Genomic DNA, 12,473 nt, shown 5'->3' on the forward strand with positions numbered 1-12,473 from the left:
TGCTAATTCGTACCGGGCGCTCCGTAAAGGGGCCCCCGGGGAAACAGGTCAGCTTTTAAAGCTTACCAACGATAGTGGCTGAATGCCTTGTTGGCTTCAGCCATGCGATGCGTGTCTTCGCGCTTCTTGACGGCGGAGCCGCGATTGTTGATCGCGTCCATCAGCTCGTTGGAAAGGCGTTCCTGCATCGTGTTTTCACCGCGCTTGCGCGAGGCGTCGATCAGCCAGCGAATGGCGAGTGCCTGACGGCGCTCGGTGCGAACCTCGACGGGGACCTGATAGGTCGCACCGCCGACGCGGCGGGAGCGAACCTCTACGGCCGGCTTCACGTTGTCCAGGGCCGCATGGAACATGGCAACCGGGTCAGCCGTAGCACCACCACGGCGGCGCACGGACTCCAGCGCGCCATAGACGATGCCTTCGGCTGTGGACTTTTTACCGTCGTACATCAGGGCGTTCATAAAACGCGTGATGACGACATCTCCGAATTTCGGATCGGGAAGGATCTCACGCTTAACAGCGCGATGACGGCGACTCATGCCTGAATTTCCTCTTACTTCGGACGCTTCGCGCCATACAGCGAACGGCGCTGACGACGCTTGGCGATGCCCTGCGTGTCAAGCACGCCGCGCAGGATGTGATAACGCACACCCGGCAAATCTTTTACACGGCCGCCGCGGATCAGCACGACGCTGTGTTCCTGCAGGTTATGGCCTTCACCGGGGATGTAGCTCACGACCTCATACCCGTTGGTCAGGCGCACCTTAGCCACCTTACGCAGGGCCGAGTTCGGCTTTTTCGGGGTAACCGTATAGACGCGCGTGCAGACGCCGCGCTTCTGGGGGCAACCCTGGAGGGCCGGCACTTTATTCCGCTTGGCGGCAGGCTCGCGGCCTTTGGCGATCAACTGGTTGATGGTCGGCATACGCCCTTCCCGATCCTTGTTCACTGCGAGACCGGACCAGGGCCCGATCTGCTCGCTTCCAACAAAATGCAGCGCGCGACAGAATGTCGCCCGCTTTGACTCTTTCACTACCGGCCTGAGCCTCACCCGAAGGCGGCGGCACCGTTAGCGTTTGATGCTGTCTATCAACGGCTCAGACGCCTTACGAGACGGGGGTAGCCGAGGGCGCGAACCCTATGACCGCTCCGAACGAAAGTCAAGCATTCTCTAGAGTTCTGCCCGATTCTCGTCCGAGTCCCGTTTCGAATCGCCGGATACGAAATCGGGCGGGTATTACCCCGCCCGATCTCAAACGTAAACTAGTTTTTCCGAGGTGACGCGGCGTCTTTACTCTGCCGCGTCATCCGTCACTGCCGGGGTGGCCCGGCTGACGCGCTGACGGTCCTGAGAGGCCGCCATGGCGCGCAACTTGTTCATCACACTACCCGTACCCGCCGGGATCAGACGCCCGACGATCACGTTCTCTTTCAGGCCATTCAGCGTATCAACCTTGCCGGCTGTTGCCGCTTCGGTAAGCACGCGTGTGGTCTCCTGGAAGGAAGCCGCAGAGATGAAGGACTGCGTCTGTAGCGAGGCCTTGGTGATGCCCTGCAGGATGGGCATGCCACGAGCCGGCTCTTCACCCATCTTCACGCGCTTCTCGTTCTCGACCTCGAACTCGATACGATCGACCGTCTCACCGATGAGGTAGGTCGTATCACCCGGCTCAAGGATTTCCACCTTCTGCAGCATCTGACGAACGATGACTTCGATGTGCTTGTCATTGATCTTCACGCCCTGCAGTCGATAGACGTCCTGGATCTCGTTGACGAGATAATCGGACAGTGCCTCGACGCCCATGACCTTGAGAATGTCATGCGGCACGCGCGGACCGTCGACCAGCGGATCGCCCTTCTGCACGAAGTCGCCTTCCTGCACCGAGACGTGCTTGCCCTTCGGGATTAGGTAGTTGGTCTCTTCCCCGGTCTCGTCGTTCTTCACGATGATGCAGCGCTTGGACTTGTAATCCTTGCCGATCTCGATCCGGCCTTCGGTCTCTGCGATGATCGCATGATCCTTCGGGCGACGGGCTTCGAAAAGCTCGGCCACGCGCGGCAGACCACCCGTAATGTCACGGGTCTTCGAGCCTTCACGCGGGATACGTGCCAGCACGTCACCGGCATGGACCGTGGCGCCGTTCTCGATCGAAAGCAGCGAGTCGGGCGACAGGAAGTAGCGCGCCTCATTGCCATTGGCGAGACGAACGACGTTGCCAGCCGAGTCCTTGAGCTGCAGGCGCGGACGAAGATCCACACCCTTGCTGCCCTGCTTGTAGTCAACGACCACCTTCGAGGTCAGGCCCGTCACTTCGTCCATACGCTCGACAAGTGTGATGGAGTCGATCAGGTCGAGATATTCGACCGTACCGGCCTGCTCGGTGATGATCGGCAGGGTGTATGGATCCCACTCGGCCATCTTCAGACCGCGTGTGACATCCTGGCCCTCATTGACCATCAGACGGGCGCCGTAAGGCACACGATAGCGGGCGCGCTCGACACCCTTCTCGTCAGTCAGCAGGATTTCGCAGTTACGCGACATCACGATGGTGACGTTCTGGCTGTTCTGAACCACGTTGCGGTTGCGGATGGTCACCTTGCCGTCACGCGACGCCTCGACCATCGACTGCTCTGCACCACGTGTAGCCGCACCACCGATATGGAAGGTACGCATGGTCAGCTGCGTGCCAGGCTCACCGATGGACTGCGCGGCGATAACGCCCACGGCCTCACCGATATTGACCGGCGTACCGCGAGCAAGGTCACGGCCATAGCAATGTCCGCAGACACCGACGCGGCTGTCACAGGTCAGCACCGAACGGATCAGGACGCTTTCAACGCCTGCCTTCTCGATGATCTCTGCTTCGGCTTCCTCGATCAGCGTGTTGCGCGGGAAAAGAACCGCACCGCTCACCGGATCGGTCACGTCAGCCGTCAGGGTACGACCCAGGATACGCTCGGAAAGCGAGGAGATGACCTCACCGCTATCCATGACCGCACGAATCGTCAGGCCACGCTCGGTGCCGCAATCGTTCTCGACGATGATGCAATCCTGCGCCACGTCGACGAGACGACGAGTCAGGTAACCCGAGTTAGCCGTCTTCAGAGCCGTATCCGCGAGACCCTTACGGGCACCGTGGGTGGAAGTGAAGTAATCGAGAACCGAAAGGCCTTCCTTGAAGTTCGCGATGATCGGCTGCTCGATGATCTCACCCGACGGCTTGGCCATAAGGCCACGCATACCGGCAAGCTGCTTCATCTGTGCTGGCGACCCACGAGCACCGGAATGGCTCATCATCCAGACCGAGTTCGTCGGCTTGCCGATGACCTGACGGGAGATCTCCTTCATCATCGCTGCCTGGACTTCGTCCGTGCAACGCGACCAGGCGTCAACCACCTTGTTGTAGCGCTCGCCAGCCGTGATCAGACCATCCTGATACTGCTGCTCGAATTCCTTGATCTCGGCCTGGGTGCGCTCGACCAGTTCCTGCTTCTCGACGGGGATGATCATGTCATCCTTGCCGAAGGAGATACCGGCGCGTGCAGCGTGACGGAAACCGAGGCCCATCAGACGGTCGCAGAAAATCACTGCTTCCTTCTGACCGCAGTGACGATACACGGCGTCGATGACGTCAGACACGTTCTTCTTGGTCAGCTGCTTGTTGACCAGCGAGAACGGAATAGCGACGTTGCGCGGCAGGATCTGCGCGATGAGCGCACGGCCCGGCGTGGTGATCAGGGTCTGACGAACGGTCTTGCCGTCGGCATCCTGTGTCTCCATGCGCAGACGGATCTTGTCGTGCAGCTTGAGCGTGCCTTCGTTCATGGCCAGCTCGATCTCGGCCACCGATGCATAGGCAGACGGACCGGCCTTCACGAGACGACCCTCGGCATCATACTCGGCCGTGTCAGGCGTCGTGTGATACTCGGGAACCTCGAGGCTCAGATAATAAAGGCCAAGCACGATGTCCTGCGACGGCACGATGATCGGCTTGCCGTTCGCGGGGCTGAGGATGTTGTTGGTCGACATCATCAGCACGCGGGCTTCAAGCTGAGCTTCGAGCGACAGCGGCACGTGAACGGCCATCTGATCGCCGTCGAAGTCGGCATTGAACGCGGTGCAAACCAGCGGGTGAAGCTGGATGGCCTTGCCTTCAATCAGCACGGGCTCGAAAGCCTGGATGCCGAGGCGGTGGAGAGTCGGGGCGCGGTTCAGCATCACGGGATGCTCGCGGATGACCTCTTCAAGGATATCCCAGACTTCCGGACGCTCCTTTTCCACCATGCGCTTTGCAGCCTTGATGGTGGTGGCGTGGCCGTATTTTTCCAGCTTGCTGTAGATGAAGGGCTTGAACAGCTCGAGCGCCATCTTCTTCGGCAGGCCGCACTGATGCAGCTTCAGCTCGGGACCGACCACGATGACCGAACGGCCAGAATAGTCGACACGCTTGCCGAGAAGGTTCTGACGGAAGCGGCCCTGCTTGCCCTTGAGCATGTCAGAGAGCGATTTCAGCGGACGCTTGTTGGCACCTGTAATGGCGCGACCACGACGACCGTTATCGAACAGCGCGTCAACAGCTTCCTGCAGCATGCGCTTTTCGTTACGGACGATGATGTCCGGCGCACGCAGCTCAATCAGACGCTTCAGACGGTTGTTACGGTTGATCACGCGACGATAGAGGTCGTTCAGATCGGACGTCGCGAAACGACCGCCGTCCAGCGGCACGAGCGGACGCAGTTCCGGCGGGATGACCGGCACGAGGTCAAGAATCATCCATTCCGGGCGCGAACCGCTCTCGGAGAATGCTTCGAACAGCTTCAGGCGCTTGACGAGCTTCTTGCGCTTGGCTTCAGACGTTGCTTCACGCAGGTCTTCACGCAGCAGGTCGCCGTCAGACTTGTCCTGATCACGGCCGTCACGATCGATCAGACCCGGACGATCGGTCTCGGTGGAGAGCAGACGGGCTTTCCACAGGATCTTCTTGACCGCCTCGGCGCCGATACCGACTTCCAGGCCTTCATCGGCATAGTCGTCCATGGCGTCGAAATACTGGTCTTCCGACAGCAGCGAGTAGCGCTTGAAGGGGCTCGTGCCGGATTCGAGAACGATATAGCTCTCGAAATACAGAACCTTTTCCAGATCCTTCAGCGTGATGTCGATCATCGTCGCGATGCGGCTCGGCAGCGACTTCAGGAACCAGATATGCGCAACCGGCGACGCCAGCTCGATATGGCCCATGCGCTCGCGACGAACCTTAGCGAGCGTGACTTCCACGCCGCACTTCTCGCACACGATGCCGCGGAACTTCATGCGCTTGTACTTGCCGCACAGGCACTCATAGTCCTTGATCGGGCCAAAGATACGCGCACAGAACAGGCCGTCGCGCTCGGGCTTGAACGTACGATAGTTGATGGTCTCGGGCTTCTTGATCTCGCCGTACGACCAGGAACGGATCTGCTCGGATGAAGCGAGCTGGATTTTGATCTGGTCGAAAGACAGGTTCTGGCCCGTCTGACCAAGGATCTTCATGAGTTCGTTCATGCGCCGAAATCCCATTTCACGGAGCGGGCCGGAAGACCGGCCGCGCCCGCGTTAGCAACAAACACAGAAAAGACAGTGGCGGAAATCATCAGACGCCGCTCTGCTCCAGATCGACATTCAGGCCGAGCGACTTCAGTTCCTTGATCAGAACGTTGAAGCTCTCGGGGATACCTGCCTCGAAATCATCCTGCTCACGCACAATGGCCTCATAGACCTTCGTACGGCCGGAAACGTCATCGGACTTGACCGTGAGCATTTCCTGCAGGGTGTAGGCGGCACCGTAAGCTTCAAGAGCCCAGACTTCCATCTCACCGAAGCGCTGGCCGCCGAACTGCGCCTTACCACCCAGCGGCTGCTGCGTGACGAGCGAGTACGGACCGATCGAGCGTGCATGGATCTTGTCATCGACAAGGTGATGCAGCTTCAGCATGTAGATGTAGCCCACCGTCGTACGACGCTCGAAAGCCTCGCCCGTACGGCCGTCGATCAACTGCGACTGACCCGACTTGTCGACACCGGCCTTGACCAGCATGTCTTCAATGTCAGGGATCGACGCGCCGTCGAACACCGGGGTCGCAATCGGCACGCCCTTGCGCAGGTTACCAGTCAGCTCAAGAAGCTGCTCGTTCGGCAGGGTCGCAATGTCGCTTTCGAACACGGCATCGCCATAGACGTCACGCAGGCTCTCGAGCAGCTCAAGCTTGCGCTCACCGGTGCGCTGGTAGTCATCGGCAATCTTGCCAATGTTCTGACCAATATTCGCACAGGCCCAGCCCAGATGCGTCTCGAGAATCTGACCGACGTTCATGCGCGACGGCACGCCCAGCGGGTTCAGCACGAGATCGACCGGTGTGCCATCCTCAAGGAACGGCATATCTTCAACCGGCACCACGCGCGAGACGACACCCTTGTTGCCGTGACGACCGGCCATCTTGTCACCCGGCTGAAGCTTACGCTTCACGGCAACGAAGACCTTGACCATCTTCATCACACCCGGCGGCAGCTCGTCACCGCGCTGCAGCTTCTCGACCTTACTGTCGAAACGGGCCTGAATCTTGCCAACGGCAGCGTCATATTCGCGACGCAGCGTTTCCAGCTCGGACATCACGCTGTCATCGGTGACCGTGATGTTGCGCCAGGCGCCACGCGGCTGCTCGTCCAGCACCTCATCAGTGATGACCGTACCAGCGCGGATACCCTTGAAGCCGGCAGCTGCCGTCTGGTTGAGCAGACGCTCGCGCAGACGCGCAATGAAGCTGCGCTCCTGAATGGCGCGCTCGTCATCGCGATCCTTGGTCAGGCGTTCGATTTCCGAACGCTCGATGGCCATGGCGCGCTCGTCCTTGTCGACACCGCGACGGGAGAAGACGCGAACATCGACGATCGTGCCGCTCGTGCCCGGGGGCAGCTTGAGCGAGGTATCGCGAACGTCCGAAGCCTTTTCACCGAAGATGGCGCGCAAAAGCTTCTCTTCCGGCGTCATCGGGCTTTCGCCCTTCGGCGTAACCTTGCCGATCAGGATGTCGCCCGGATTTACCTCGGCGCCGACATAGACGATACCGGCTTCGTCGAGGTTGCGCAGGGCTTCCTCACCGACATTGGGGATGTCGCGGGTGATTTCTTCCTGACCAAGCTTCGTGTCGCGGGCCATGACTTCGAATTCCTCGATATGGATCGAGGTGAACACGTCATCACGGGCAATACGCTCGGAGATGAGGATCGAGTCTTCGAAGTTGTAGCCGTTCCAGGGCATGAACGCGACGAGCACGTTGCGGCCCAGAGCCAGTTCACCCAGCTCGGTGGACGGACCGTCAGCAATGATGTCACCGGCATGAACCGTGTCACCCACGCGCACCAGCGGACGCTGGTTGATGCAGGTGGATTGGTTGGACCGCATGTACTTGCGCAGACGGTAGATATCGACGCCCTGGGTCGAACCGGCTTCGTCGGTAGCGCGCACAACGATACGTGCACCGTCGATCTGGTCGATCACACCATTGCGCTTGGCAACGATGGTCGCACCCGAGTCATGGGCCACAGCGGCTTCCATGCCCGTTCCGACCAGCGGCGCATCGGCGCGCACCAGCGGCACGGCCTGACGCTGCATGTTCGAGCCCATCAGTGCGCGGTTGGCGTCATCGTTCTCAAGGAATGGGATGAGCGCGGCGGCGACCGAAACAAGCTGCTTGGGCGAGACGTCGCAAGCCGTGACCTGCTCAGGCGGCACCAGGCGGAAGTCACCCGAACGACGGACAGAGACCAGCTCGTCTGTCAGACGACCCGTGCTCTTGTCCTGCGCGGCGTCAGCCTGGGCAACGATCAGCTTGTCCTCTTCCATGGCGGAGAGGTATTTCCAGCCGGCCTGCAGCACGCCGTCCTGAACGAGGCGATACGGCGTTTCGATGAAGCCGTACTTGTTCACCTTCGCATAGGTCGAGAGCGAGTTGATCAGACCGATGTTCGGCCCTTCAGGCGTCTCAATCGGGCAGATACGGCCGTAATGCGTCGGATGAACGTCACGGACTTCGAAGCCTGCGCGCTCACGGGTCAGACCGCCCGGGCCAAGCGCCGAGAGACGACGCTTATGCGTGACTTCGGAGAGCGGGTTGGTCTGGTCCATGAACTGACTGAGCTGCGACGAGCCAAAGAACTCACGCACGGCAGCAGCGGCAGGCTTGGCGTTGATCAGGTCATGCGGCATGACCGTATCGACATCGACCGAACCCATACGCTCACGAATGGCGCGCTCCATACGGAGCAGACCGACGCGGTACTGGTTCTCCATCAGCTCGCCGACAGAGCGAACACGACGGTTGCCGAGATTGTCGATATCGTCGATCTGGCCGCGACCGTCCTTCAGCTCGCACATGATCTTCACGGCGCGCAGGATGTCTTCCTTGCGCAGGACGCGCATGGTGTCAGGCGCATCGACTTCGAGACGCATGTTCATCTTCACGCGACCAACGGCCGAAAGGTCGTAGCGGTCGGCATCGAAGAACAGGCCCTGGAACATGGCTTCAGCCGTTTCCGGGGTCGGCGGCTCGCCGGGGCGCATGATGCGATAGATATCGATAAGGGCTTCGTCACGACGGTTGTTCTTGTCAACCGCGAGCGTGTTGCGGATCCAGGGGCCATGCGAGGAGTCGACGGCAAGCATTGGCAGCTCGGTGACGCCCGATTCCTCAAGCGCTTCGAGGCGTGCTTCGGTCAGTTCTTCACCGGCTTCGGCGTAGATCTCACCCGTCTCTTCATTGACGAGGTCCTGCGCCATGAAACGGCCCAGCAGATCGGCGCGGCCGACGAGCACGTCCTTGGTCGTCTCGGCGATCTTGCGCACCATGCGGGCGGTGAGCTTGGCATCGGCTTCGGCAACAACCTCACCCGTATCGGCGTCATAAAGCGGCTCGAGCAGCTTCATGCCACGGAAGGCTTCGGGATCGAAGGGACGGGCCCAGCCCTTGGGCATGCGGGTGAAGGGCACGGTGCCGTAGAAATAGGCCAGGATTTCATCCTGATCCATGCCACGGATCGCCATGGACTCAACGTCGCCACCCTCTGCCGCCTTGGCGGCGCGGGCTGCGATGGAGTGCTCGCCTTCAAGGGCATAGAGCAGCGTGGTGACCGGCAGCTTGCGCTTGCGGTCGATACGCACATAGATCAGGTCCTTGGCGTCGAATTCGAAATCGAGCCAGGAACCGCGATAGGGGATGACGCGGGCAGCGAAGAGATACTTGCCGGAAGAATGCGTCTTGCCCTTGTCGTGATCGAAGAACACGCCGGGGCTGCGATGCATCTGGCTGACGATGACACGCTCGGTGCCATTGATGATGAAGGTGCCGTTATCGGTCATGAGCGGCATGTCGCCCATATAGACCGGCTGCTCCTTGATATCGCGGATCGAGCGCGATCCGGTATCTTCATCCACGTCCCAGACGATCAGACGCAGGATGACCTTCAGCGGCGCTGCAAAGGTCAGACCACGCTGAATGCATTCCTCGACATCATATTTCGGCTCTTCGAGTTCGTAGGAAACGAACTCGAGACGGCCACGTCCCGCAAAATCGTTGATCGGGAAAACCGACCGGAACACTTCCTGAAGACCCGTCTGCTGACGGCTGTCAGGCGCCACGTTCATCTGAAGGAACGTCTCGTAGCTTGCGCGCTGCACGTCAATCAGGTTGGGCATCGGCGCAACTTCGGGGATCCGCCCGAAGCTCTTGCGAATCCGCTTGCGTCCTGTGAACGATTTGGTGATTGCGTTCATCTATCCCTGCCCTCTCGCACCAGACCTTCGGGTCGTCCACACGCCAGGAACCCTGCCATGTCGGGCGACCGGAACGACCGGCACCGTGAATTCGTGATGTTGTTGCGTGACAACCGGCCCTTATACAGGGTTTGTCCGCAACGGCAAATCGGGCGGAAACCCGAAAGGATTTCCGCCCTGACCTGTCTCAATCCACAACCGGCCCCGCCCGAAGGCGAAGCGCGGTTCGTGGGCTTGATTACTTGACTTCGACCTTGGCGCCGTTGTCTTCAAGCAGCTTCTTGATCTTGGCTGCTTCGTCCTTGGAAACGCCTTCCTTGACGGTCTTCGGAGCGCCTTCGACCAGGTCCTTGGCTTCCTTCAGACCCAGGCCCGTGATGCCACGGATTTCCTTGATCACGTTGATCTTCTTGTCGCCGGCTTCGGCGAGGATCACGGTGAACTCGGTCTGCTCTTCAGCAGGAGCAGCGGCAGCAGCCGGGCCAGCAGCAGCAACGGCAACCGGAGCAGCAGCGGAAACGCCCCACTTCTCTTCGAGCAGCTTCGAGAGTTCAGCAGCTTCGAGAACGGTCAGAGCGGACAGTTCGTCAACGATTTTGTTCAGATCGGCCATGATGATGGTCCTATATGGTAACTGGTTTTCGATTCACAACCCGCGCCCCTGAAGAGGAGCGGCGCTGCGTAAGACAATTCAGGCGGCTTCGCCGGTCTTGGCATAGGCGCCGAAAACGCGAGCAAGCTGGCCGGCCGGAGCCTGGACGACGCCTGCGATACGCGTAGCGGGGGTAGAAATCATACCCACCAGCTGCGCACGCAGTTCGTCCAGCGACGGCAGTGCGGCAAGAGCCTTGACACCATTCGCATCAAGCGTCTGGCTACCAAGGGCACCACCGAGCACCACAAGCTTCTCATTCGTCTTGGCGAACTCGACGATCGCCTTCGCAACTGCAACCGGATCCTCAGACCACGCAAGCGCGGTCGGGCCCTTCAGCAGCGGAAGAATCCCGTCGAATTGGGTCCCATGCAGAGCGAGGCTGGCCAGCCGGTTTTTCGCAACCTTGTACGTCGCACCCGCCGCACGAACGCGTCGACGCAGCTCCGTCACATCAGCTACCGTGAGACCTTTGTTTTCGGTCACGACAACCATGGACGTGCTGTTGAACACGTTGGCGAGGAATTCGACGAAGGCCCGTTTTTCCTGACGGTCCAAATCCATTCTCCTCGTCAGTCCGGAAACCTTGGCTTCCAGACCGGGTTACCCATGGCACTTCCCCGCAATCGGAAAAGTACCGCTCGCCTGTCCATTCAATCGGAACCCAGCATTCCGGCAGGTTACCCCGCCCTGTCTGCTGGCGCCCCGTCTCCCGCTCGCGGATCTCTCTCAAGATCCCTTAGACTGTTCCGTGGAACAGCACGCCCGGTCTCGGACAGGTTCGGAAGCGGGAAAAACTCCCCGCCCCTGCGCCGCCGCACGGTCAGACCGTACGGCGTCATCTCTCAAATCAGGCCGTGAACGTCGCGACGTCGACACGCACACCCGGACCCATCGTGGAAGACAGGGCTGCCTTCTTCAGATAGGTGCCCTTGGCGCCGGTCGGACGAGCCTTCTGGACGGCATCGACCAGAGCCTTGATGTTCTCGACCAGCTTGCCTTCGTCGAACGAAGCCTTGCCTACGCCGGCATGGATGATACCGGCCTTCTCGGCGCGGTATTCGACCTGGCCGGACTTGGCTGCCTGAACGGCACCCTTGACGTCCATGGTCACCGTGCCCAGACGGGGGTTCGGCATCAGGCCACGCGGGCCGAGGATCTTACCCAGACGACCGACCAGTGCCATCATGTCCGGGGTCGCAATGCAGCGATCGAACTCGATTTCACCGTTCTGGATCTTCTCGGCCAGATCATCTGCACCGACGACTTCTGCACCAGCTGCTTTGGCTTCTTCAGCCTTCGGGCCGCGGGCGAAAACGCCAACGCGCAGGGTCTTGCCCGTGCCGTTCGGCAGCGAGATCAGACCACGGACCATCTGGTCAGCATGACGCGGGTCGATGCCGAGGTTCAGCGAGATTTCGATGGTCTCGTCGAACTTGGCCTTTGCATTGCCCTTTACCAGAGCAACAGCTGCGGCGAGGTCATACTGCTTGTCGGTGTCAACCGTCGCGCGGGCGGCGGTCAGCCTCTTGTTCTTGGCCATAGGATCAGCCCTCCACCACGTTCAGACCCATCGACTTGGCCGAACCGGCCAGCATGCGCACTGCGCCGTCGATGTCATTCGCGTTCATATCCTTGAACTTCTCTGCAGCGATCTCGCGCAGCTGCGCGGTCGTGACAGAACCGACTGCGGCGGCCTTGCCGACGGTCTGGCTGCCCTTGGAGACCTTGGCGGCCTTGAGCAGGAAGTAGGTGTTCGGCGGGGTCTTGGTGACGAAGCTGAACGTACGATCCGCATAGGCCGTGATGACGACCGGGATCGGCATGCCGGGCTCGAGGGTCTGCGTCTTGGCATTGAACTCTTTGCAGAACTGCATGATGTTCAGGCCGCGCTGACCCAGGGCCGGACCGACTGGCGGCGACGGATTCGCCTTACCTGCCGGGATCTGCAACTTGATGTAGCCAACAACTTTTTTGGCCATATCCGGGACTCCTTGATGGTTTGCCCGAACCGC

8 protein-coding genes are annotated in these 12,473 nt (G+C 60.3%); all 8 read right to left on the reverse strand.

What is annotated here, in order from left to right:
* Positions 1-62 precede the first annotated feature (62 nt).
* Positions 63-539, reverse strand: coding sequence for a 30S ribosomal protein S7 (gene rpsG, locus IEV53_RS07020; RefSeq protein ID WP_025822017.1), 477 nt, complete (start codon positions 537-539; stop codon positions 63-65).
* 14 nt (positions 540-553) lie between these two features.
* Positions 554-925, reverse strand: coding sequence for a 30S ribosomal protein S12 (gene rpsL / locus IEV53_RS07025; protein WP_023979007.1), 372 nt, complete (start codon positions 923-925; stop codon positions 554-556).
* Between the two features lie 366 nt (positions 926-1,291).
* Positions 1,292-5,542, reverse strand: coding sequence for a DNA-directed RNA polymerase subunit beta' (rpoC, locus tag IEV53_RS07030; RefSeq protein WP_188426072.1), 4,251 nt, complete (start codon positions 5,540-5,542; stop codon positions 1,292-1,294).
* Between the two features lie 88 nt (positions 5,543-5,630).
* Positions 5,631-9,806: a DNA-directed RNA polymerase subunit beta gene (gene rpoB, locus IEV53_RS07035; protein ID WP_188426073.1), complete on the reverse strand. Its 4,176-nt coding sequence runs from the start codon at positions 9,804-9,806 to the stop codon at positions 5,631-5,633.
* Positions 9,807-10,044: 238 nt separating this feature from the next.
* Positions 10,045-10,419, reverse strand: a complete 375-nt coding sequence (gene rplL / locus IEV53_RS07040; protein ID WP_023979011.1) for a 50S ribosomal protein L7/L12 — start codon at positions 10,417-10,419, stop codon at positions 10,045-10,047.
* A gap of 78 nt (positions 10,420-10,497) precedes the next feature.
* On the reverse strand, positions 10,498-11,016 hold the full coding sequence (gene rplJ, locus IEV53_RS07045) for a 50S ribosomal protein L10 (protein WP_062165691.1): 519 nt from the start codon (positions 11,014-11,016) through the stop codon (positions 10,498-10,500).
* Positions 11,017-11,308: 292 nt separating this feature from the next.
* Positions 11,309-12,001, reverse strand: a complete 693-nt coding sequence (gene rplA / locus IEV53_RS07050) for a 50S ribosomal protein L1 (RefSeq protein WP_188426074.1) — start codon at positions 11,999-12,001, stop codon at positions 11,309-11,311.
* Positions 12,002-12,005: 4 nt separating this feature from the next.
* Positions 12,006-12,440, reverse strand: coding sequence for a 50S ribosomal protein L11 (rplK, locus tag IEV53_RS07055; protein WP_023979014.1), 435 nt, complete (start codon positions 12,438-12,440; stop codon positions 12,006-12,008).
* Positions 12,441-12,473: the final 33 nt, after the last annotated feature.

Source organism: Asaia siamensis (assembly GCF_014635085.1).
Lineage (GTDB): Bacteria > Pseudomonadota > Alphaproteobacteria > Acetobacterales > Acetobacteraceae > Asaia > Asaia siamensis.

Bases quoted from the DNA above. Each gene is read 5' to 3' on its own strand.
- rpsG (WP_025822017.1), bottom strand. From the start codon at position 539: ATGAGTCGCCGTCATCGCGCTGTTAAGCGTGAGATCCTTCCCGATCCG.
- rpsL (WP_023979007.1), bottom strand. From the start codon at position 925: ATGCCGACCATCAACCAGTTGATCGCCAAAGGCCGCGAGCCTGCCGCC.
- rpoC (WP_188426072.1), bottom strand. From the start codon at position 5,542: ATGAACGAACTCATGAAGATCCTTGGTCAGACGGGCCAGAACCTGTCT.
- rpoB (WP_188426073.1), bottom strand. From the start codon at position 9,806: ATGAACGCAATCACCAAATCGTTCACAGGACGCAAGCGGATTCGCAAG.
- rplL (WP_023979011.1), bottom strand. From the start codon at position 10,419: ATGGCCGATCTGAACAAAATCGTTGACGAACTGTCCGCTCTGACCGTT.
- rplA (WP_188426074.1), bottom strand. From the start codon at position 12,001: ATGGCCAAGAACAAGAGGCTGACCGCCGCCCGCGCGACGGTTGACACC.
- rplK (WP_023979014.1), bottom strand. From the start codon at position 12,440: ATGGCCAAAAAAGTTGTTGGCTACATCAAGTTGCAGATCCCGGCAGGT.